General features: G+C 74.2%; 21 protein-coding genes and 1 tRNA gene. 2 read left to right on the top strand and 20 right to left on the bottom strand.

Features of this window, described 5'->3' with window-relative positions:
• Positions 1-3 precede the first annotated feature (3 nt).
• The gene (locus tag J5O08_RS14700; RefSeq protein WP_218707621.1) at positions 4-714 is read left to right on the top strand and encodes a hypothetical protein; all 711 of its coding nucleotides are present in this window, start codon (positions 4-6) and stop codon (positions 712-714) included.
• Here the strand turns inward: J5O08_RS14700 and J5O08_RS14695 are convergent.
• The 20 genes from J5O08_RS14695 to J5O08_RS14600 form a co-directional block, all read right to left on the bottom strand.
• Positions 674-2,995 (bottom strand): bifunctional (p)ppGpp synthetase/guanosine-3',5'-bis(diphosphate) 3'-pyrophosphohydrolase, encoded by a 2,322-nt coding sequence (locus J5O08_RS14695; RefSeq protein WP_217616281.1) that lies wholly within the window; start codon positions 2,993-2,995, stop codon positions 674-676. The two genes, J5O08_RS14700 and J5O08_RS14695, sit on opposite strands and share 41 nt — an antisense overlap.
• Before the next feature lie 178 nt (positions 2,996-3,173).
• Entirely contained in the window at positions 3,174-3,743 is a 570-nt protein-coding gene (locus J5O08_RS14690) for an adenine phosphoribosyltransferase (RefSeq protein WP_218707620.1), read from the bottom strand.
• A complete protein-coding gene (secF, locus tag J5O08_RS14685) occupies positions 3,740-4,846 on the bottom strand; it encodes a protein translocase subunit SecF (RefSeq protein ID WP_218707619.1) in 1,107 nt (368 codons plus the stop codon). The genes J5O08_RS14690 and secF overlap by 4 nt, the downstream gene beginning before the upstream one ends.
• Positions 4,846-6,714, bottom strand: a complete 1,869-nt coding sequence (gene secD, locus J5O08_RS14680; protein ID WP_218707618.1) for a protein translocase subunit SecD — start codon at positions 6,712-6,714, stop codon at positions 4,846-4,848. The genes secF and secD overlap by 1 nt, the downstream gene beginning before the upstream one ends.
• Before the next feature lie 101 nt (positions 6,715-6,815).
• Positions 6,816-7,238: a preprotein translocase subunit YajC gene (gene yajC, locus J5O08_RS14675; RefSeq protein ID WP_217616278.1), complete on the bottom strand. Its 423-nt coding sequence runs from the start codon at positions 7,236-7,238 to the stop codon at positions 6,816-6,818.
• A gap of 132 nt (positions 7,239-7,370) precedes the next feature.
• Positions 7,371-8,426: a Holliday junction branch migration DNA helicase RuvB gene (gene ruvB / locus J5O08_RS14670; protein ID WP_371300468.1), complete on the bottom strand. Its 1,056-nt coding sequence runs from the start codon at positions 8,424-8,426 to the stop codon at positions 7,371-7,373.
• Entirely contained in the window at positions 8,419-9,039 is a 621-nt protein-coding gene (gene ruvA, locus J5O08_RS14665) for a Holliday junction branch migration protein RuvA (protein ID WP_218707616.1), read from the bottom strand. Before ruvA ends, ruvB begins: the two co-directional genes overlap by 8 nt.
• Before the next feature lie 199 nt (positions 9,040-9,238).
• Positions 9,239-9,811, bottom strand: coding sequence for a crossover junction endodeoxyribonuclease RuvC (gene ruvC, locus J5O08_RS14660; RefSeq protein WP_147793651.1), 573 nt, complete (start codon positions 9,809-9,811; stop codon positions 9,239-9,241).
• A 190-nt stretch (positions 9,812-10,001) separates the two neighbouring features.
• Positions 10,002-10,757 carry a YebC/PmpR family DNA-binding transcriptional regulator gene (locus J5O08_RS14655; RefSeq protein WP_166938841.1) on the bottom strand — a complete coding sequence of 252 codons (756 nt, stop codon included), beginning with the start codon at positions 10,755-10,757 and terminating at the stop codon, positions 10,002-10,004.
• Between the two features lie 85 nt (positions 10,758-10,842).
• Positions 10,843-11,460 carry a pyridoxal 5'-phosphate synthase glutaminase subunit PdxT gene (pdxT, locus tag J5O08_RS14650; protein ID WP_147793653.1) on the bottom strand — a complete coding sequence of 206 codons (618 nt, stop codon included), beginning with the start codon at positions 11,458-11,460 and terminating at the stop codon, positions 10,843-10,845.
• A 9-nt stretch (positions 11,461-11,469) separates the two neighbouring features.
• Entirely contained in the window at positions 11,470-12,681 is a 1,212-nt protein-coding gene (locus J5O08_RS14645; RefSeq protein WP_308281637.1) for a pyridoxal phosphate-dependent aminotransferase, read from the bottom strand.
• A gap of 49 nt (positions 12,682-12,730) precedes the next feature.
• Positions 12,731-13,285, bottom strand: coding sequence for an NUDIX domain-containing protein (locus J5O08_RS14640; RefSeq protein WP_308281636.1), 555 nt, complete (start codon positions 13,283-13,285; stop codon positions 12,731-12,733).
• 71 nt (positions 13,286-13,356) lie between these two features.
• A complete protein-coding gene (pdxS, locus tag J5O08_RS14635; protein ID WP_168216830.1) occupies positions 13,357-14,280 on the bottom strand; it encodes a pyridoxal 5'-phosphate synthase lyase subunit PdxS in 924 nt (307 codons plus the stop codon).
• A gap of 108 nt (positions 14,281-14,388) precedes the next feature.
• Positions 14,389-15,021, bottom strand: coding sequence for a hypothetical protein (locus J5O08_RS14630; protein WP_218707615.1), 633 nt, complete (start codon positions 15,019-15,021; stop codon positions 14,389-14,391).
• A 4-nt stretch (positions 15,022-15,025) separates the two neighbouring features.
• The gene (locus tag J5O08_RS14625; RefSeq protein ID WP_218707627.1) at positions 15,026-16,219 is read right to left on the bottom strand and encodes a glycosyltransferase family 4 protein; all 1,194 of its coding nucleotides are present in this window, start codon (positions 16,217-16,219) and stop codon (positions 15,026-15,028) included.
• 32 nt (positions 16,220-16,251) lie between these two features.
• Entirely contained in the window at positions 16,252-17,247 is a 996-nt protein-coding gene (locus tag J5O08_RS14620; RefSeq protein WP_218707614.1) for a phosphatidylinositol mannoside acyltransferase, read from the bottom strand.
• Positions 17,244-17,861, bottom strand: coding sequence for a phosphatidylinositol phosphate synthase (gene pgsA, locus J5O08_RS14615; RefSeq protein ID WP_218707613.1), 618 nt, complete (start codon positions 17,859-17,861; stop codon positions 17,244-17,246). Before pgsA ends, J5O08_RS14620 begins: the two co-directional genes overlap by 4 nt.
• A 7-nt stretch (positions 17,862-17,868) precedes the next feature.
• Positions 17,869-18,474, bottom strand: coding sequence for an HIT domain-containing protein (locus J5O08_RS14610; RefSeq protein WP_308281635.1), 606 nt, complete (start codon positions 18,472-18,474; stop codon positions 17,869-17,871).
• Positions 18,475-18,478: 4 nt separating this feature from the next.
• Positions 18,479-20,494, bottom strand: a complete 2,016-nt coding sequence (gene thrS, locus J5O08_RS14605) for a threonine--tRNA ligase (RefSeq protein WP_218707612.1) — start codon at positions 20,492-20,494, stop codon at positions 18,479-18,481.
• A 156-nt stretch (positions 20,495-20,650) separates the two neighbouring features.
• Positions 20,651-20,722, bottom strand: a tRNA-Val gene (locus tag J5O08_RS14600).
• Positions 20,723-20,939: 217 nt separating this feature from the next.
• Between J5O08_RS14600 and J5O08_RS14595 the strand changes: the two genes are divergently transcribed.
• Entirely contained in the window at positions 20,940-21,368 is a 429-nt protein-coding gene (locus tag J5O08_RS14595) for an SsgA family sporulation/cell division regulator (protein WP_147793659.1), read from the top strand.

Below are 21,368 nucleotides of genomic sequence, written 5' to 3'. Positions count from 1 at the left end.
CGGGTGACGTCCCGACCGGCTCCCCCGCCCGACCCCGCCGACCCCGACCGCGCCCAGCCCGACCCCGCCGAGCCCGACCACGCCCCGCCCGCACCGCGCACCGCCGCCCGGCTGCCGGCCACCCCCCTCGTCCGCCCCGGCGACGTCGGCCCCGTCGCCTGGCACCTGCTGGTGCGCGACGGGCAGCTCGTGCCGCTCCGCGAGGACGTCGCCCTGCCCGCCGACGTGCGCCCGACCCCGGCGCTGCGGGCCGCGGCCCTGGCCCTGCTCGTCCCCGCGCGGTGCGCCGTCGCGCGGGCCGCAGCGGCCTGGGTGCACGTGGGCGGCACCCCGCCCGGGAGGGTCGACGTCGTCGCTCCTCCCGGCGCCCGCGTTCCCGACCCGGCTCCGGGACGGACGGGCGCGACCGCGAGCCTCCCGGACGCCGACGTCGTGCTGCTCGGCGGCGTGCGCGTGACGACGCCCCGCCGGACGGCCGTGGACCTGCTGAGCCAGGACCCGCCGGCGCTGGCGCTCCCGCTCGTCGCGCGGCTGCGCGCGGCGGGCGTCGACGCGGCGCGGGTGCGCGCCGACGTGGCGGCGGCGTCCGGCCGGCGCGGGGTGCGGGCCGCGGCGGCGCTGCTCCCGGCGCTGGAGGACGCCGGCGCCGGCGCCGACCGGGCCGTCGGCGCCGCTACGCGTCGACGGCCGGCTGCTCCGCCTTCGCGCCCGTGATCCGGTAGACGTCGAACACACCCTCCACCTTGCGCACGGCCGCCAGCACCGACGCGAGGTGCGACGGCTCCGCCATCTCGAACACGAACCGCGACTGGGCGACCCGGTCCCGGGAGGTCGACACCGACGCCGACAGGATGTTGACGTGGTGGTCGGACAGCACCCGGGTGATGTCGGACAGGAGCCGGCTGCGGTCCAGCGCCTCGACCTGGATCTGCACGAGGAACAGCGCGGTGCTCCCCTGGCTCCACTCGACGTCGACCATCCGCTCGGGCTGGGCCCGCAGCGCGGTGACGTTGATGCAGTCGGACCGGTGCACGCTGACGCCCTGGCCGCGGGTCACGAACCCGATGATGTCGTCGCCCGGCACCGGGGTGCAGCACTTGGCGAGCTTCACCCAGATGTCGTCCACGCCCTTGACGACCACGCCCGGGTCGCCGGTGCGGACGCGGCGTGCGGTCTGGCCCGGGCGGGCGACCTCGGCGATGTCCTCCTCGGCGCCCGGCTCGCCGCCCATGGCGTGCACGAGCCGCTGCACGACCGTGGCCGCGGAGACCTGGCCCTCGCCGATCGCCGCGTACAGGGCCGAGACGTCGGCGTACCGCATCTCGTTGGCGAGCGCGACGAGCGACTCGTGGGACAGCAGGCGCTGGATCGGCAGGTTCTGCTTGCGCATCGCCTTGGCGATGGCGTCCTTGCCGTGCTCGATCGCCTCCTCGCGCCGCTCCTTGGTGAACCACTGGCGGATCTTGTTGCGCGCGCGGGGGCTGGTGACGAACCCGAGCCAGTCGCGGGACGGCCCGGCGGTCTCGGACTTCGAGGTGAACACCTCGATGACGTCGCCGTTCTCCAGCGTCGAGTCGAGCGGGACGAGCCGGCCGTTGACCCGGGCGCCCATCGTGCGGTGCCCGACCTCGGTGTGCACCGCGTACGCGAAGTCCACCGGGGTGGCGCCCGCGGGCAGCGCCATGACGTCGCCCTTGGGCGTGAAGACGTAGACCTCGCCGTCGGCGATCTCGAACCGCAGCGAGTCCAGGAACTCCGAGGGGTCCGCGGTCTCCTTCTGCCAGTCGACGAGCTGGCGCAGCCACGCCATGTCGTTGCCGTCGGCGTCGCCGCCCGCGCCCTTGGCGTTCTCCTTGTACTTCCAGTGCGCCGCGACGCCGTACTCCGCGCGCCGGTGCATGTCGTGCGTGCGGATCTGGATCTCGACCGGCTTGCCGCCCGGGCCGATCACCGTCGTGTGCAGCGACTGGTAGAGGTTGAACTTGGGCATCGCGATGTAGTCCTTGAACCGGCCCGGGACCGGGTTCCACCGCGCGTGCAGCGCGCCCAGCGCCGCGTAGCAGTCCCGCACCGTGTCGACCAGGACGCGCACGCCCACCAGGTCGTAGATGTCGGCGAAGTCCCGGCCCCGCACGATCATCTTCTGGTAGATCGAGTAGTAGTGCTTCGGTCGGCCGGTGACCGTCGCCTTGATCTTCGCGCTGCGCAGGTCGGCGCCGACCTGCTCGCGGACCACGGCCAGGTACTCCTCGCGGGCCGGCGCGCGCTCGGCGACCAGGTGCACGATCTCGTCGTAGACCTTCGGGTACAGCGTCGAGAACGACAGGTCCTCGAGCTCCCACTTGATCGTGTTCATGCCGAGGCGGTGCGCCAGCGGCGCGTAGATCTCGAGGGTCTCGCGGGCCTTCTTCTCGGCCGACGCCGCGGGGACGAACTTCCAGGTGCGCGCGTTGTGCAGCCGGTCGGCGAGCTTGATGACCAGCACCCGGATGTCCTTGGACATCGCGACGACCATCTTGCGCACGGTCTCGGCCTGCGCGGCGTCGCCGTAGGTCACCTTGTCGAGCTTGGTGACGCCGTCGACCAGCATCGCGATCTCGGGGCCGTACTCCGTGCGGAGCTGGTCCAGCGAGTAGGACGTGTCCTCGACCGTGTCGTGCAGCAGCGCCGCGGCGAGCGTCGGGGGCGTCATCCCGAGCTCGGCGAGGATGGTCGCGACGGCCACCGGGTGCGTGATGTACGGGTCGCCGCTCTTGCGCAGCTGGCCGCGGTGCGCGGCCTCGGCCGTGACGTAGGCGCGCTCGATCAGGCTGAGGTCGGCCCTGGGGTGGTTCGTCCGGACGGCCTGGAGCAGCGGCTCGATCACCGGCGACTGCTGGGGCCCGCGGATCTGCCCGAACCGGGCGAGGCGCGACCGCACCCGGCTGGTGCCGCCCGTGGTCGCGGGCGCCTCCGGCCGTGCGTCGGGTCCTGCCGAGGTCCGTGGCTCCGCCATGCACGCCTCCCGCCGTGCCGGGTCTCCCCGGCTGTCCGATGACGACGCGGCCCGGACGGACCGGACGCGCTGTCGATCCGCACGATTCTACGGCGTCGACACCGTGCACCGCGTCACGGGCCACCGCAGCACGACGCCGCCGCCACCCGCGGGGGTGACGGCGGCGCCGGGACGCGGATCAGACCGCGAGCAGCGCGTCCACGTGCCGCCCCGCGAGCCGCGACCGGCCGGGCAGGAACGTCAGGTCCATGAGGAAGGACAGGCCCACGACCTCGGCCCCGCACTCCTCCAGCAGCTCGACCGTCGCCTGCGCGGTGCCGCCGGTGGCGAGCACGTCGTCGACCACCAGCACGCGAGAGCCGGCCGGGACCGTGAACGGGTGCAGCTCGACCGAGGCCGCGCCGTACTCGAGCTCGTAGTCCCGCCGGGCGGTGGGTCCGGGCAGCTTGCCGGCCTTGCGCACCGGCAGGAAACCGGCGCCCAGGGCCATGGCGACCGGCGCGGCGAGGATGAACCCCCGCGCCTCCATGCCGGCGACCAGGTCGACCGGGCCCGGGACGCGGGCGGCCATCTCGCGCACGACGGCGTCGAACGCCGGGCCGTCCGCGAGCAGCGGGGTGATGTCCTTGAACACCACGCCCGGCGTCGGGTAGTCGGGGACGCTGCGCACGAGCTCCTCGACCCGGTCGACGAGCGCCTGGCCCGTCAGCCCGCGGGGCTGCCCGCTCACGTCCTGCACGCCGCTCATCGCCGGCCCTTCTTCCTGCGCGGCTGCGCCGCGACTCCCTGGTGACCGCCCGGGCGCACCTGTCCGGTGAACCGCGCGACCGCGACCTCCTCGGCGGAGGCGTCCTGGTCCAGCCCGCCCTGGGCGAGCCGCGCGCGGGCGGCCAGCACCTTCGCGGTGTGCTCGCGGATGGGCTGCTCGCGCAGGCGGAGCACCACCTCGAGCGGCGTGGCCAGGAAGATCGACGAGAACGCGCCGACGATCATGCCGACGAACAGCGCGAGCGCGATGTCGCGCAGCGTGCCGGCGCCGAGGACGAATGCCCCGATGAACAGGATGCCCGCGACCGGCAGCAGCGCCACGACCGAGGTGTTGATCGAGCGGACCAGCGTCTGGTTGACGGCGAGGTTCGCGCGCTCCTCGTAGGTGGCGCGCGTCTGGTCGGTGATGCCGACGGTGTTCTCCCGGACCTTGTCGAACACCACGACGGTGTCGTAGATCGAGTACCCGAGGATCGTGAGGAAGCCGATCACCGTCGCCGGCGTGACCTCCCAGCCGACCGCGGCGTACACGCCGGCGGTGATGACGATGTCGTGGAACAGCGCGACGATCGCGGCGACGGCCATGCGCCAGTTCCGGAAGTACACCGTCATGACGATGCTGACGAGCACCAGGAACACGATCAGCGAGGTCGCGGCCTTCTTCGACACGTCCGCGCCCCAGGTCGGGCCGATGAACGCGCTCGCCACGTCGTCGTCGGACACGCCGTACGCGTCCTCCAGCGCCGTGCGGACCTGGGTCACCTGGTCGTTGGTGAGCTCCGAGGTCTGGATCCGCAGCGTGGACGAGCCGACGTTGCTGACGCGCGGCACCTCCTCCGGCGCGATCTCGGTGACCGCGTCGATGGCGGGCTGCTGGTCCGTGGTCGACACGTTCGACACGGTGAACTGCGAGCCGCCGCGGAACTCGATGCCCGGGTGCAGGCCCGGCTTGAACAGCAGGACGACGGAGAGCAGCACGAGGGTCCCGGAGATCAGGAACCAGGTGCGGCGCCGGCCGACGATGTCGTACGAGCGGCGGCCCGTGTACAGGTCGTTGCCCCACTGGGCGAAGTTGACGGCCATCAGGACTCGCTCCCCTCGGTGCGTCGCGCGGCGGGGGTGCTGCCGTCGGGTGCCTCGTCGGTGTCGGTGGTGCCGGTGCTCCCGGCGTCGTCGGCGTCGGCGGGCGCGTCGGCGCCGGCCTCCGCCTCGGCCTGAGCGGCGCGCGCGGCGGCGCGGCGCTCCGCGATCGTGCCGCCTGCCCCGACCGGGGCCGCGACCAGCGTCGAGGTCCGGGCGCCGAGCTCGGCGGGCTCCTCCGCGGGGGCGTCGGCGTCCGCGCGACGGCCCGTCACCACGCGGCCGCGGCCGACGTAGCGGGTCGACTCCGGCGCGCCGAGCCGGCGCGGGTCGAGGCCGGACAGCGGGTGGCCGCTGCCGAAGAACCGGGTCTTCGCGATCAGCTTCATCACCGGGTGGGTGAAGGTGAACACGATGAGCAGGTCGAGCAGGGTCGTCAGGCCGAGGGTGAACGCGAAGCCGCGCACCGAGCCGACCGCGAGGAAGTAGAGGACCACGGCGGCCAGGAAGTTCACCGCGTCGGACGCCAGGATCGTGCGGCGCGCGCGCTCCCACGCGCGGTCCACGGCGGCGACCAGGGTCCGGCCCTCGCGCAGCTCGTCGCGGATGCGCTCGAAGTAGACGATGAACGAGTCCGCGGTGATGCCGATGGCGACGATCAGACCGGCGACGCCGGGCAGCGACAGCCGGTACCCCTGGGTCCAGGACAGCAGCGTGATCACGCCGTACGTGAGCACCGCCGCGATGACCAGCGACGCGACCGTCACCAGGCCGAGCGCGCGGTACTGGAACAGCGAGTAGATGACGACCAGGATCAGGCCGATGAGGCCGGCGATCAGGCCCTTCTCCAGCTGCTCGGAGCCGAGCGTCGCGGAGATCTGCTCCTCGCTCTGCACCTCGAAGCTCAGCGGCAGCGCACCGAACTTGAGCTGGTTGGCGAGGGCCGTCGCGGAGTCCCGCGTGAACGAGCCGGAGATCTCCGCCTTGCCGTCCGAGATGATGACGCCCGGGTCGAGCGACGGGGCCGAGATGACCAGCCCGTCGAGCACGATCGCGAACTGGTTCTGCGGCGAGGACAGGCCCTGCAGCCGCTCGGTGACGTCCGCGAACTGGCGGGTGCCGGTGCGGTCGAACTCCAGGTTCACGGCCCAGTTGTTGGTGACCGCGCCGGACTGGCTGACCTGCAGGCCGGAGCTGGCGTTCGCGATGTGCGAGCCCTCGACCTCGACGGGGCCGAGGACGTACTTCACGGTGCCGTCCGGGTCGCAGGTGACCATCGCCGCGTCGGCCGCGACCTGCTTGCCACCCGTGAGGTTGGCCGGGTCGGTGCAGTCGAGGGCGTCGTACTCCGCCTGCACGGCGGGGGTGATGTAGTACTCGGCGTCGCTCGCGGAGTCCGGGGCCGCCTTCGTCGGCTGGTCCGAGGGCTCCGTGGCGCCGTCCGTGGGGCTGGCCGACGGGGTCGCCGTGGGCGTCGCCGCGCCGTAGGTCAGGACCGGCCGGAACTCCATCTGCGCGGAGGTGCGGACGAGGTCCAGCGTCTCCTCGCTCGGGCGGCCCGGCAGGGCCACGACGATGTTGGACCCGCCCTGCGAGCTGATCTCCGCCTCGGCCACGCCGGACGAGTCGACGCGCTGCCGGATGACCTCGATCGCCTGGGCGATGGTCTCCGAGGTGACGCGGGACTCGTCCTGGGCGACCGGCGCCAGGATGAGCTGGGTGCCGCCCTCGAGGTCGAGGGCGAGCTTGGGCGTCCAGGTCGCGTCCGACAGCTTGGTGCCGGCGAAGATCGCGCCGAACACGGCGACCGTGATCACGGCGAGCGTGAGCAGGATGCGCGCCGGGTGGCGGCGGCGTGTGGGTGGGGCCAACGGACCGTCTTCTCTCGTGCGCGCACCGCCCGCGGACGGCGGGCGGTGCGGATGAAGGGCGTCCCTCCCCCGCCTGCGGCGGAGGTGGGACGCCCGGTCGACTACTGCTGGGGCTTCTTGGTGCTGTCGGGGCCCTCGTCGTCACGCGGCGGCTGCAGCGAGGAGAGGTCGTCCGGGACGTCGATCCGGCCCGGCGGGATGGCGCCAGGCTCGTCGCGCCACTCGGCGTCGTCGCCGTCGACCTCGTCGGTCTCGTCCTCGTCGGCCACCGGCGGCTCGACGAGGCGCGCGATCGCGGCCTTGATCCACACGGACTGCTGGCCGGGCGTCGACTCGAGGGTGACCTCGTCGCCGTCGACCTCGACGACCGTGCCGTACATGCCGGAGCCGGTCATCACCCGCTGGCCGGGCTGCAGGTTGTCGCGGAAGCTGAGCTGCTCCCGCTGCGCCTTGCGCTGGCGGCTGGACAGCAGCCACATCGCCCCGAGGCCGATGACGAGGATGATGAGGAAGGTCGGGTCCACGAAGAAACAGCTCCTGACTGCGTACGACGTCGGCCGCAGTCTAGGCGCCACGGCTCCGGGCTCCTAACGACCGCGGGCGCGCGCCGGTTCCCTGTGCGGGACCTGTTCGTGCCGCCGCGGCGCGCGGGGGTCTCAGCCGAACAGCGTATCCGCCGGGGTCGGGGCGGACAGCCCCAGGTGCGCCCACGCCTCGGGCGTCGCGACGCGACCGCGCGGGGTCCGGCCGATCAGCCCCTCGCGCACGAGGAACGGCTCCGCCACGGTCTCGACGGTCTCGGGCTCCTCGCCCACCGCCACGGCCAGCGTGGTGAGCCCGACCGGGCCGCCGCCGAACCGGGTGCACAGCGCCGTCAGCACCGACCGGTCGAGCCGGTCGAGCCCGCGCCGGTCCACCTCGTACACCTCGAGCGCCGCGCGCGCCGCGTCGAGCGAGAGCGTGCCGTCACCCCGGACCTGCGCCCAGTCGCGCACCCGGCGCAGCAGCCGGTTCGCGATGCGCGGGGTGCCGCGGGACCGGGAGGCGATCTCGGCGGCCGCCTCGTGCGCCAGCGGCACGCCCAGCAGCCCCGCCGACCGGACCAGCACCCGCTCCAGCTCGTCGTCGGCGTAGAAGTCGAGGTGCCCCGTGAACCCGAACCGGTCGCGCAGCGGCGCCGGGAGCAGGCCGGCACGCGTGGTGGCGCCGACGACGGTGAACGGCGGCAGCGCCAGCGGGATCGCGCTCGCGCCCGCCCCCTTGCCCACGACGACGTCGACCCGGAAGTCCTCCATCGCGACGTACAGCAGCTCCTCGGCGGGCCGCGCGAGGCGGTGGATCTCGTCGATGAACAGCACCTCGTTCTCCTCCAGGGAGGAGAGGATCGCGGCGAGGTCGCCGGCGTGCTGGATCGCGGGGCCGCTGGTGACGCGCAGCGAGGTGCCGAGCTCGGCGGCGATGATCATGGCCAGCGTCGTCTTGCCGAGCCCGGGCGGGCCGGACAGCAGCACGTGGTCGGGAGCCCGGCCGCGGCCGAGGGCGGCCTGCAGCACGAGCGACAGCTGCTCGCGCACGACCTTCTGGCCCACGAACTCGTCGAGGTGCCGCGGGCGTAGCGCCGCCTCGGCGGCACGCTCCAGGTCGTCGGCGCCGGGGCGCACGACCGAGTCCGCCGGGTCGACGTCCACGCCGAGGTCGACCTCGTCAGCCACGGCCGCCGCCCAGGGTGCGCAGCGCCGCGCGCAGCACGCCCGCCACCTCGGCCTCGCCCACGGGCTCGTCGCTGCCGTCGAGCACGGCGGCGACCGCGTCGGCGGCGGCCTTCTGGTTCCAGCCCAGGCCCACGAGCGCGTCGACCACCTGGTCGCGGCGGTCGGCCGGCCCGGCCGGGGCCGTCCCGCCGCCGGCGAGCGCGACCGGGGCCGGGGCGCCGAGCCGGTCGGCGAGCTCCAGCACGATCCGCTGCGCGCCCTTCTGCCCGATGCCCGGCACCCGCTTGAGCGCGGCCAGGTCCTCGGTGGCGACCGCGCGGCGCAGCCCGTCCGGGGTGTGCACCGCGAGCATCGCCAGCGCGAGCCGCGGGCCCACGCCGCTGACCTGCTGCAGCACCTCGAAGACCTCGCGCTCGTCGTCGTCGGCGAAGCCGAACAGGGTCAGCGACTCCTCGCGCACCACCAGCGAGGTGTGCAGCGTGGCGGTCGCCCCGACCCGCAGGCCCGCGAGCGTCGCCGGGGTCGCCTGCACGAGCATGCCGACGCCGCCGACCTCCACGACGGCGGCGTCCAGCCGCACGGCCTGCACGGTCCCGTGCACCGAGGCGATCACTCCGGCTCCTCCCAGTCGCGGCGGGCGCGGGACCGGCGTGGCCGGGCGCCCGCCGTGCAGTCTGCCACGCGTGCGAACAGGTGTACGAACGACACGCGGCCGGCGCGGTCCGCGCGGCCGGGTGGAGACGGGTGGAGCGTTCTGCCCGGCACGCGCGGCGCGTCCCGGCAGATCGCTCCACCCGAGGTGCGGGTCGGGGTCAGCGGGACGGGACCCGGCGGGCCGCCTGCTCGGCCTGGGCCCACGCGCGCTGCGCCGCGGTCATCGACCCCGGGGCCCGCTGCGGGGCGCCGACCGCGCCGGCCGGGCGCCACAGGTGGCAGATCGCCAGGGCGAGCGCGTCGGCGGCGTCGGCGGGCCGCGGCAGCTCGTCGAGAGACAGCAGCCGCTGCACCATCGCCTGCACCTGCGGCTTCTCGGCCCGGCCGCTGCCGGTGACAGCGGCCTTCACCTCGGACGGCGTGTGCATCGCGACCGGGATCTTCCGGCGCGCCGCGGCGAGCATCGCGATGCCGGCGACCTGGGCGGTGCCCATCACGGTGCTGACGTTGTGCTGCGCGAACACCCGCTCGACCGCCAGCGCGTCGGGGGCGTGCTCCTCGAGCCACTCGTCGATGGTCGCGGCGATGACGAGCAGCCGCTGGTCGATGTCGGCGGCCGGCGCGCTCTGCGCGACCCCGACGGCCACCATCCGCACCTTCCGGCCCGGCAGCCCGTCGACCACGCCCAGCCCGCAGCGGGTGAGTCCGGGGTCCACACCGAGTACGCGCACGGCCCCATCCTCGCAGCCCTGTTCAGTGGAAGGTTGTGACGGACACGCCGTGGGCGTGTCCGTCACAACCTTCCACTGTCGAGGTGCCCGGCATGGGGTAGGGGGGCAGGCCTGACGGACCGGGGCCGGCCGGACGCGACGACGCCCCGCACCCGGGGGTCCGGGGCGGGGCGTCGCGCGTGCGCGGGACTCAGTCCTCCTCGAGCTCCGCCATGACCTCGTCGGAGGCGTCGAAGTTCGCGTAGACGTTCTGCACGTCGTCCGAGTCCTCGAGCGCGTCGATCAGCCGCAGGATCTTGCGGGCGCCCTCGGCGTCCACCTCGATCTGCGTGGCCGGGTAGAACACGACGTCGGCCGAGTCGTACTCGATGCCGGCCTCCTGCAGCGCCGTGCGCACCTTGACGAGGTCCGTGGCCTCGGAGAGCACCTCGAAGGCCTCGCCCGCGTCGTTGACCTCCTCGGCGCCCGCGTCGAGCACGGTCAGCATGACGTCGTCCTCGGTGGTGCCCTCCTTGGGGACCATGACGACGCCCTTGCGCGAGAACAGGTACGCCACCGAGCCCGGGTCGGCCATCTGGCCGCCGCTGCGGGTGAACGCGACGCGCACGTCGGCCGCCGCGCGGTTCCGGTTGTCGGTGAGGCACTCGACCAGGAACGCGACGCCGCCGGGGCCGTAGCCCTCGTAGAGGATCGTCTGGTAGTCCGCGCCGCCGGCCTCGGCACCCGAGCCGCGCTTGACGGCACGCTCGATGTTGTCGTTGGGGACCGAGGTCTTCTTGGCCTTCTGGATGGCGTCGAACAGCGTCGGGTTGCCCGCGGGGTCACCACCGCCGGTGCGCGCGGCGACCTCGATGTTCTTGATGAGCTTCGCGAAGAGCTTGCCGCGCTTCGCGTCGATCACGGCCTTCTTGTGCTTGGTGGTGGCCCACTTGGAGTGACCCGACATCGCTTCCCTCTCGTTTCCCGCGCCGCCCCGGCGCTGCCCGGGCCGGCGGTGCGGCGCGCTCCGGCAGCGGAGCGCGCCCCCGCTCTCACAGGGCGTCGCGGACGATCTCGACGAACAGCCGGTGCACCCGCGTGTCCCCCGTCACCTCCGGGTGGAAGGACGTGGCGAGCAACGAGCCCTGGCGCACCGCGACGATCCTACCGGCGGCGGGCCCCGACTCCACGCGGGCGAGCGCGGTCGCGGCCGGGCCGACCTCGTCGACCCAGGGCGCGCGGATGAACACGGCGTGCACCGGGTCCGCCGCGCTGTCCGGGACGCCGTCGATGGTCAGGTCGGTCTCGAACGAGTCGACCTGGCGCCCGAACGCGTTGCGGCGCACGGTGACGTCGAGCCCGCCCAGGGTGCGCTGCCCGTCGATGCCGCCGACGATCCGGTCGGCGAGCAGGATCATCCCGGCGCACGACCCGTAGGCGGGCATGCCTGCCTCGAGCCGCTTCCGCACGGGCACGTCGAGGTCGAACGCGCGCAGCAGCTTGTCGATCGTCGTCGACTCGCCGCCGGGCAGCACCAGGCCGTCGACGGCGTCGAGCTCGGACTCGCGGCGCACCGGGACGGCCTCGGCCCCGGTCGCGCGCAGCGCGGCGAGGTGCTCGCGGACGTCGCCCTGCAGGGCCAGGACACCGATGGTGGGGGTGGCGGTCACCCGCACATCCTACGAATCGGCGACGCCGGCCAGCGCACCGCCGCCGACGGCCGCGACCGGACCCGCGCCCGACCAGTCCGCCACCGCGTCGGCCAGCCGCGACAGGCCCTCGAGGAGCGCGCCGCGCTCGGCGGCCAGCGACACCCGCACCATGCCCTCGCCGCCCGGCCCGAACGCCGACCCCGGGGACACCGAGACGTGCCGGTCGGCGAGCAGCCGCAGCGCGAACGCCTCGGAGTCCCGCATCGCGGCCGACACGTCGACCATGAGGTAGAACGCGCCCTGCGGCCGCACGGACGGGATGGCGCGCGCGTCCAGCAGCGCGACCGCGGCGTCGCGCCGCTCCCGGTACGAGTCGACCGCAGCGGTCACGTCGTCCTGCGGGCCGGTCAGCGCGGCGAGCGCGGCCCGCTGGCTGACCGAGGACGGGCAGGCGACGGTCGCCTCGGCGACCTGGCCGAGCAGGTCGATCACGCCCGGGTCGCGGGACACGACGTAGCCGAGCCGCCAGCCGGTCATCGCGTACGTCTTGGAGAAGCTGAAGAACGTGAGCACCCGGCCGTCGGTGTCGAAGGCGGCGGGGCTGGCGTGCGGGCGGTCGAAGGTGATCGCCTCGTAGCACTCGTCCGAGAACACCCACAGGTCCCGCTCGCGGGCCAGCTCGACGACGCCGGCCAGCAGCTCCGGCGGGTACATCGCGCCGGTGGGGTTGTTCGGCGAGCAGACGACGATCACCCGCGTGGCGGGCGTGATCGCCGCGGCGATGTCCTCGAGGGTCGGCACGAAGCCGTTCGCGGCGTGCGCCGGGTAGGTCGCGACGTCGACCCCGGCGGCCACGGCGGCCATCCGCCAGTTCGGGAACTCGGGGTCGGGCAGCAGCACCTGGTCCCCCGGGCCGGCGAGCGCGTTGATCGCCATGGCCAGCCCGTGCATCGCGCCGTGCGTCACGACCACGTCCGAGGCGGTGACGTCGAGGCCGTTGACCCGGCGCACCTTCTCGGCCAGCGCGGCCCGCAGCTCGGGGGTGCCGGTGCTCGACGTGTACGCGGTGTGCCCCGCGGCGGCGTCCCGGCCCGCCGCGGCGACGACGTGCGCGGGAGTGGGGACGTCGGGCTCGCCGATCTCCAGGCGGATCGCCTCCGGGTCGCGCATGGCGAGCTCCATGAGGGTGCGGATGCCGCTGCGGTGCATGCGGGTCACGGGCGAGGTCGAGATGGGCACCGGCCGACCCTAGCCGAGAACCGGGCCCGGACGTTACTCCCCGGTAACGTCAGTCGTCGCGCTGCAGGCCGAGGTGCCGCACGGACCCGTCCCAGCCGGCCAGCAGCGGCCGGACCAGGTCCGGCAGGCCCTCGGGGAACACCTCGCGCGTCTCGGCGGCCAGCTCGTCCAGGTGCCACCAGCGCAGCTCGTCCAGCACGTCCAGCTCGACCTCGGTCCAGCCGTCTCGGGCGATCGTCGCGGTGTCCACCGCGTCGGCGACCCGCGCCAGGAAGAACTCCTCGTCCTGGCGGCAGTGCTCGGCGTAGAAGTCGAACAGCGCGGACCGGGTGAGCACCGGGCCCACGAGGGCGGCGTCGTCCAGCAGCAGGCCGGTCTCCTCCCGGACCTCGCGCACCGCCGCCTCGCGCGCGGACTCCCCCGGGTCGATCCCGCCGCCGACGGTGAACCACCAGGACCGCTCGGGCTGGTCGACGTCGTGCCCGCGGACCAGCAGCAGGCGGTCCTCGGCGTCGACCAGCAGCACCCGCGCGGCCCGGCGGAACCGCAGGCCGTCCTCCCCCAGCACCCAGTCGGCGCCGAGCGAGGACGCGGTGGTCGTCACCGGCGCCTCCGACGGCGACGGCCCGTCGACCCCCGCGGGGGTCGACGGGCCGTCGCTCGGCACGGGGTGGGTCACCAGCCGCGCTCGGCCAGGCGGTGCGGCACCGGGACGTCGTCCACGTTGATGCCGACCATCGCCTCGCCCAGGCCGCGGGAGACCTTCGCGATGACGTCCGGGTCGTCGTAGAAGGTGGTGGCCTTGACGATCGCCGCGGCGCGCTGCGCCGGGTTGCCCGACTTGAAGATGCCGGAGCCGACGAACACGCCCTCGGCGCCGAGCTGGCGCATCATCGCCGCGTCGGCGGGGGTGGCGATGCCGCCCGCGGTGAACAGCACGACCGGCAGCTTGCCGGCGCGGGCCACCTCGACCACGAGGTCGTACGGCGCCTGCAGCTCCTTCGCGGCGAGGAACAGCTCGTCCTCGGGCAGCGAGGACAGCCGGCGGATCTCGTCGCGGATGGTCCGCATGTGGGTGGTCGCGTTCGACACGTCGCCGGTCCCGGCCTCGCCCTTGGAGCGGATCATCGCCGCGCCCTCGGTGATGCGGCGCAGCGCCTCGCCCAGGTTGGTCGCGCCGCAGACGAACGGCACGGTGAACTGCCACTTGTCGATGTGGTGCGCGTAGTCGGCCGGGGTGAGCACCTCGGACTCGTCGACGTAGTCCACGCCGAGGCTCTGCAGCACCTGCGCCTCGACGAAGTGGCCGATGCGGGCCTTCGCCATGACCGGGATGGACACCGTGTTGACGATGCCGTCGATGAGGTCCGGGTCGCTCATGCGCGCGACGCCGCCCTGGGCGCGGATGTCGGCGGGCACCCGCTCGAGCGCCATGACGGCGACCGCGCCGGCGTCCTCGGCGATCTTGGCCTGCTCGGCGGTGACCACGTCCATGATCACGCCGCCCTTGAGCATCTCCGCCATGCCGCGCTTCACGCGGGCGGTGCCCACCGCGGGGACGTCGGTGCCGGTGGTGGGCTGGGTGGTGTCGGTGGTCACGGAGGTCCTCGCAGTTCGGCTCAGGGGAGTTTCCGGGTCCCATCGTAGTCGCGCCGCGCGACGCCGACGGCGTGCGTCCACACCCGGCGCGCGGGTGCGTCCCGCGCCTCAGGCCGCGGCCGGCGGCTGCCCGGGCCGGCCGAGCGCGGCGGGCCACGCGTCGTCCAGCTCGAGCGTCTGCGGCATGGGCGCGCGCCCCGCCAGCCGGAGGGTGCGCACCGCCCAGCCCCGGCGCATCCGCTGCGCCTGGGCGACGGCCTCGTTGTGGAACCGGCGGGCGAGCTGCACCCGGTACCAGGCGTCCCCGAGCGCGTCGATGAGCTCGGCCGCGCCGGGCTCCTCGCGCAGCGCCGCGACCTCCTCGGGGTCGTCCAGGGCCTCGCGCAGGGTCGCCGACAGCTCGGACTCGACCAGCCCGCGGTCCGCGGTGGCCGGGTCGACCCGCTCCGGCCCGCGGAGCTCGGCGGGCAGCCGGGCCATGCCCTGGGTCTGCGGGCTGCCCGCGGCGATCGACGCCCAGGACGCCTCGCCGACGAGCACCGAGCTCACCGGGTCGAGCACGCCCGACGCCGCCAGCGTGGACGCCGCCGACGCGCGCCGGAGCAGCTGGGTGTCGACCACGGCGCGGGACGCCGCGACCTTGCGGTGCAGCCGGTCGATGCGCGAGGCGGCCACCCAGGACCACCACAGCACGACCAGCAGCACCCCGACCACCAGCACGGCGGTCTCGGACCAGCTCATCGGATCATCCCTCGTCCCCGCGCAGGCGCCGCAGCGCCGTCCGGGCGCCGCGCCGCGAGGTCGGGTCCTCGCCCACCGGCGCCGCGCTGCCCTCGACGGCCATCTCGTACACGGTCAGCACCTGGTGCGTCACCGTCGACCAGTCGTACCGCGCGACGGCGGCCTCGCCCGCCGCCGCGATCCGCGCCCGCTCCCCGCTGTCGGAGAGCAGCCCGACCAGCACGCGCGCCAGGTCGGCGGAGTCGCCGGTCCGGAACAGCGCGCCGGCCTGGCCGTCGTCGAGCACCCGGCGGAACGCGCCGAGGTCCGACGCCAGCACCGCGGTGCCCGCGCTCATCGCCTCGACCAGCACGATGCCGAACGACTCGCCGCCGGTCTGCGGCGCGCAGTACACGTCCGCCGACGCGAGCAGCCGGGCCTTGTCCTCGTCGCTGATCCCGCCGAGGAACTCCACCGCGTCCGCGTCGTCGCCGATCAGCTCGCGCACCTCGGCCGGGCCCGTGTCGCCGCGCCCCGCCACGAGGAACCGGGCGCCGGGGAACGCCCTGCGCACCTCCGGCACCGCGCCGAGCAGCACGGGCAGCCCCTTGCGCGGCTCGTCGAGCCGGCCCAGGAAGACGACCGTGGGCGCCTCGGGGGTGCCGGCCCAGCGCGCGTCGGCCGGCGTGCCGCGGAACGCGTCGACGAACACGCCGTTCGGGATCACCACGGCGTCGCCGCCCAGGTGCTCCACGAGCGTGCGGCGGGCGTCCTCGGACACCGCGATCCGCGCGCCGATCTTCTCCAGCGACTGCCGCACCAGCGGGTAGGCGATCTGCAGCGACCGGGACCGCACCAGCGACGAGTGGAACGTCGCCACCACGGGGCCGTCGGCGATCCACAGCGCGAGCATGCTCAGCGACGGCGTGGCCGGCTCGTGCAGGTGCAGCACGTCGAACTGCCCCGCCTCGAGCCAGCGGCGCACCTTCGCCGCGGTGATCGGGCCGAACGCCAGCCGGGCGACCGAGCCGTTGTACCGGACCGGCACCGCCTTCCCCGCGGACGTCATGTACTCCGGGATCGGGGTGTCGTCGTCGGCGGGCGCCAGCACCGACACGCTGTGCCCGCGGCCGATCAGCGCCTCGGCGAGGTCGCGGACGTGGAACTGCACGCCGCCGGGCACGTCGAACGAGTAGGGGCAGACGATGCCGACCCGCAGCGGCCGGGACGGTCCCGGGGCCAGGCCGGCGATCACCGCGCGGCTCCCCCGGCCTCCGCCGCGAGGGTCTTGGCGTACCGCTCGGGGTCGAGGTCCGCGACGAACACCTTCTGCAGCATGTGCCAGTCCTGCGGGGCCCGGGCGATGCCGCGGCCGAGGTCGTCGACCCAGGCCTGGGTCAGCACCGCGACCCGATCGGCCCTCGGCACGTCGTCGGGCACGGTCAGCAGCCGACCGAACTCGATGACGACGCCCCACGCGGTCCCGGCGGCGCGGCGGCGCGCGCCCGTGAGCCGCTCGTAGGTGATCGACGTGGCGCACAGCGGGGCGCCCGTGGACACCGCCAGCGCGGCCGGGCCGGCGGCGACCCGCGCGCGCTCGCCGAACAGGTCGACCTCGACGCCGCGGGCGGTCAGGTCGCGGTCGGCGAGCAGCGGGATCAGGCCCGCCGTGGGCTGCCGGGCCGCGCGGACCAGCTCGCGGAACACCCCGCCGCCGCCCGCACCCCCGCCGTTGGCCAGCGGGATGATCTCGAGCCCGATGCCCTCGCGGAACCGGAGGAACTCCTGGAAGAGCGCCTCGGGCTTGAGCCGCTCGGCGACGGTGACCGTCCGGCCGAGGTTGCGGGTGGCCCAGGCGCCGGCGAGGTCCCAGTTGCCCAGGTGCCCGAGCGCCATGACGACCATGCGGCCCTCGTTCATCGTCGCGACGACCTCGCCCGGGTCGACCAGGCGAACGCGCGCGTCGATCTGATCCGGCTTCGCGCCCACCAGGGCGAACGACTCGCCGTAGTAGCGCATGTACGAGCGCATGCCGAGCAGGCTCAGCCGGCGCACCTCCTCCGGGCGGGCCTGCGGCCGCACCCGGACGAGGTTCGCCTCCAGCTGCCGGACGCCCGCGCCGCGGCGCAGCCACGCCACGTCGGCGACCAGCCGGAACGCACCGCGCACGACCGGGTCCGGGACCTTGCCCACGACCCGCCACGCGAACGCGAAGAGCCGGGCGACGTCCACCTGCGGGCGCCTCACGCCGCCCCCAGCGCCTGGCGCCGGACCGTCAGCACCCGCTGCACGACCGTCACGAACGACGCCGCGGCGAGCAGGCCCAGCACCACGACCAGCACGAGCTCGGGCACGCCGACGCCGACGAGGGCTGTCGCGACCAGGACCGTCGCGAGCCGGTCGGCGCGCTCGGCGATCCCGACCGCGGCGGTCATGCCGAGCCCCTCGGCGCGGGCCCGGGCGTACGGCACGATCGCGCCGAGCACCAGGCACGCCAGCGCGAGACCGGAGCCCCAGCCCGCCCAGGCCGAGTCGCTGCCGTGCACGAACCACAGCACGAGGCCGGAGAAGATCGCGGCGTCGCCGAACCGGTCGAGCGTCGAGTCGAGGAACGCCCCCCACGGCCCGGACCGGCCGGCGCGGCGCGCCATGACCCCGTCCAGGCTGTCGGTCAGCGCGAAGAACGCGATGACCAGGCTCGCCGCCAGGAAGTGCCCCGCCGGGAACAGCCACAGGGCCGCCGCGACGACGGCGACGGTGCCGGTGATGGTCACCGCGTCCGGGGAGACGCCGCGCTTGAGCAGCGCGTCCGCCACCGGGGTGAAGAGCCGTGTCATGGCTCCTCGCAGTCCGTTCAGCACGGGCCGGTCATCCCTTCTGGTCGCCGGCCGGGCGGTCGTCGCCCGCCGGCCAGGCCGCCGCGAGGCGCGCCCGGGTGTCGTGCAGGAGCTCCGGCAGCGCCCGGGTGCGGCCGACGATCGGCAGGAAGTTGCTGTCGCCCGACCAACGCGGCACCACGTGCTGGTGCAGGTGCGCCGCGATGCCCGCGCCGGCGACGGCGCCCTGGTTCATGCCCAGGTTGAAGCCGTGCGGGCCGCTGACCTCGCGCAGCACGCGCATCGCGGTACGGGTCAGCTCGGCCACCTCCGCGACCTCGGCGTCCGTCAGGTCCGTGTAGTCGGCGACGTGCCGGTACGGGACCACGAGGACGTGGCCGCCGTTGTACGGGTACAGGTTGAGCACGACGTAGGCGACCGCGCCGCGCGCCACGACCAGGCCGTCCTCGTCGGAGAGCGACGGGATGCGGCAGAACGGGCAGCCGTCGCCCTCGGCGCCGTCGGCGGGCTTGTTCTCCCCGCCGATGTAGGCCATCCGGTGCGGGGTCCACAGCCGGCCGAAGCCGTCGGGCACGCCGGGGAGGCCGGCGGCGTCCTCCACCGCCGGCTCCCCCGGGCCGTCGTCGTGCGCCGTCACCGCGTCAGACCTGCGCGTGCTCGCGCACGGCGGTCACGACGCGCTGCACGGCCTCCGCGACCGGCACGCCGTTCTCCTGGCGGCCGTCCCGGTACCGGAACGACACCGCGCCGGCCTCCGCGTCCTCGCCGCCCGCGATCAGCACGAACGGGATCTTCTGCGTGCTCGCGTTGCGGATCTTCTTGCCGAACCGGTCGCTCGACCGGTCGAGCTCGGCGCGGATGCCCTGGGCGCGCAGCTGGGCCACGACGTCCTCGAGGTACGGCTCGAACGGCTCCGCGACCGGCACGGCGAGCACCTGGACCGGCGCGAGCCAGGCCGGGAACGCCCCCGCGTAGTGCTCGGTCAGCACCGCGAAGAACCGCTCGATCGACCCGAACAGCGCGCGGTGGATCATCACCGGGCGCTGCCGGGTGCCGTCCGCGGCCGTGTACTCGAGGTCGAACCGCTCCGGCAGGTTGAAGTCGAGCTGGATCGTCGACATCTGCCAGGTGCGGCCGATCGCGTCCTTGGCCTGCACGGAGATCTTCGGGCCGTAGAACGCGGCGCCGCCCGGGTCCGGGACGAGCTCCAGGCCGGACTCGGTGGCGACCTGGCGCAGCGTCTCGGTCGCCTCCTCCCACGCGGCGTCCTCGCCGACCGACTTCTCGGGGTTCCGGGTGGACAGCTCCAGGTAGAAGTCGTCCAGGCCGTAGTCCTTGAGCAGGTCGAGGACGAAGGTGAGCAGGCTGGTGAGCTCGCCCTTCATCTGGTCGCGCGTGCAGTAGATGTGCGCGTCGTCCTGGGTGAAGCCACGGGCGCGGGTCAGGCCGTGCACCACGCCGGACTTCTCGTACCGGTACACCGTGCCGAACTCGAACAGCCGCAGCGGCAGCTCGCGGTACGAGCGCCCTCGGGAGTCGAAGATCAGGTTGTGCATCGGGCAGTTCATCGGCTTGAGGTAGTAGTTCTGCCCCGCGCGCTTGATGTTGCCCTCGGCGTCGCGCTCCTCGTCCAGCTGCATCGGGGGGTACATCCCGTCCGCGTACCAGTCGAGGTGGCCCGAGATCTCGAACAGCTGCTGCTTGGTGATGTGCGGCGAGTTGACGAACGAGTAGCCGGCCTCGACGTGCTTGCGCCGGCTGTACTCCTCCATCTCCATCCGGATGATGCCGCCCTTGGGGTGGAACACGGCCAGGCCCGAGCCGATCTCGTCCGGGAACGAGAACAGGTCGAGCTCGGTGCCGAGCCGGCGGTGGTCGCGGCGCTCGGCCTCGGCCACGCGCTCCAGGTACGCCTTCAGCTCGTCCTTGGTCGGCCACGCCGTGCCGTAGATCCGCTGCAGCTGCGGGTTCTTCTCCGACCCGCGCCAGTAGGCGGCCGCCGACCGGGTCAGCTGGAAGCCGTTGCCGAGCACCTTGGTGCTGGGCACGTGCGGGCCGCGGCACAGGTCCTGCCACACGACCGTCTCGGACTCCCGGCCCGCGCCGCGCACGTTCTGGTAGTAGGTGAGGCCGCCGGCGCCGACCTCGACGGACGCGCCCTCGCCCGCGGTGTCCGCGGTCGACTTGAGGCCGATCAGCTCGAGCTTGTACGGCTCGTCCGCGGCCAGCGCGCGCGCCTCGTCGTCGGTGACCTCGACCCGGCGGAACGTCTGGTTCTCCTTGACGATCCGGGACATGACCTTCTCGAGGGCCTTGAGGTCCTCGGGGGTGAACGGCTCCTCGACGTCGAAGTCGTAGTAGAAGCCGTCGGTCACCGGCGGGCCGATGCCGAGCTTCGCCTTCGGGTTGACCTCCTGCACCGCCTGCGCGAGCACGTGGGCCGCCGAGTGGCGCAGCACGGCCAGGCCGTCCGGCGAGTCGACCGTGACGGCCTCGACGACCGCGCCGTCGGGCAGCGGGCGGGACAGGTCCCGCAGGTCCCCGTCGACCCGCACGACGACCACGTCGCGGCGAGCGGCGAACAGGTCCGTGCCCGTGGTCCCCGCCTCGGCCGTGGTGCTGGTGCCGTCGACGGTGAGGGTGATGAGCTCGGACACTGCGGGGTCTCCTCCGGTCGGGCCCGCGCCTCGCGCGCGGGGTCCGGGTCGATGCTACCGACCGGTCACCCGGTCGAGGGCCCGCCACGAGGTCGGGCACGAGGTCGGGCACGACGAAGGCCCCGGTCCGCGACGGGACCGGGGCCTTCGAGCCGGTGGGCGATACTGGGTTCGAACCAGTGACCTCTTCGGTGTGAACGAAGCGCGCTACCACTGCGCCAATCGCCCGGCAGACGAGAACATTACCCGACCGGGGGCGCGGAACCGAAATCGGCGCGACGCCCCGCTCGTGGAGCGCCGGCCGGTGCCGCGGGGCTCGCCGCGTCGTCCGGGCCGGTCGCCGGGTGAGGCGTCCGGGTGGGTGAAGTTCGGCCGCGGACCTCCGCTCCTGGCGGCCCGTGCGTCATGATGGTCTTCTCGCGAGACGTGTGTGAAGGAGGATGCGGTGGCCCAGCGCTCGTACGACGTCGTCGAGACCGTCGCCATGCAGCTCATCAGCTCCGATGCCAGCGTCCTGCCTGTCACCGCGGAGCTGTCCTACCGCGTGAGCGACCCCTACACGGTCCGCGCCGTGTTCACCTCGCCGCAGTCCACCTCGGTGTGGCTGCTCGGCCGCGAGCTGCTGCTCCAGGGCATGCTCGCCGACGCCGAGGACCCCGCCGGCTGCGGCGACGTCCAGGTGTGGCGCGACGAGGACCCGATGTTCACCCTCATCTCGCTCACGGGCATCGAGGGCAGCGCGCTGCTCGCGTCCCCGTCCGAGCCCCTCGAGCGGTTCCTCACCGCGACCGAGCAGCTGGTGGCGCTCGGCACCGAGAGCGACCGCATGGAGGGCGAGATCGCCGCCCTCATCGCGGCGCTGCTCACCGCCTGA

Origin of the sequence: Cellulomonas sp. PS-H5, from assembly GCF_019265565.1 — a bacterium.
Lineage (GTDB): Bacteria > Actinomycetota > Actinomycetes > Actinomycetales > Cellulomonadaceae > Cellulomonas.
Note: the sequence above shows the minus strand (reverse complement) of the source record. Positions and strands in the feature narration are given on the sequence as shown.

Bases quoted from the DNA above. Each gene is read 5' to 3' on its own strand.
- J5O08_RS14695 (WP_217616281.1), bottom strand. From the start codon at position 2,995: ATGGCGGAGCCACGGACCTCGGCAGGACCCGACGCACGGCCGGAGGCG.
- J5O08_RS14690 (WP_218707620.1), bottom strand. From the start codon at position 3,743: ATGAGCGGCGTGCAGGACGTGAGCGGGCAGCCCCGCGGGCTGACGGGC.
- secF (WP_218707619.1), bottom strand. From the start codon at position 4,846: ATGGCCGTCAACTTCGCCCAGTGGGGCAACGACCTGTACACGGGCCGC.
- J5O08_RS14655 (WP_166938841.1), bottom strand. From the start codon at position 10,757: ATGTCGGGTCACTCCAAGTGGGCCACCACCAAGCACAAGAAGGCCGTG.
- J5O08_RS14630 (WP_218707615.1), bottom strand. From the start codon at position 15,021: ATGAGCTGGTCCGAGACCGCCGTGCTGGTGGTCGGGGTGCTGCTGGTC.